A 286-nucleotide genomic window follows, 5' to 3' on the forward strand; every position below is an offset into this window, starting at 1 on the left:
GCGCCGACTGCTCCGCCGCGATCAGGCGCGCGCCTTGTGCCGACGCCAGGCTGCGGCTGGCATCCAACTCGCGCAGCGCGGCCAGGTCGAAGAGCGTCTGGCTGATACTGCTGGTGGTGGCGTTCCAGCGCGCGCCACCGGTCTCGCGCAGCTCGCTGCTCTGCAGGCGCCACTGCGGCAGCAGCGCGGCGCGGGCCTCGCGTGCGCTTGCATCCTGGGCGCCCGTCAGCGCGGCGGCCTGGCGCAGCAGCGGATCGGCCGCACGGGCCTGCGCCCAGACCTGCAG

General features: G+C 75.5%; 1 protein-coding gene. It reads right to left on the bottom strand.

The window, feature by feature from the left end; genetic code table 11:
• Nucleotides 1–286 (bottom strand): TolC family protein (locus tag ACG02S_RS26300; protein WP_394473451.1); only part of this gene is annotated, 286 nt, incomplete at both ends.

Origin of the sequence: Pelomonas dachongensis (assembly GCF_043555865.1) — a bacterium.
Classification (GTDB): domain Bacteria; phylum Pseudomonadota; class Gammaproteobacteria; order Burkholderiales; family Burkholderiaceae_C; genus Pelomonas; species Pelomonas dachongensis.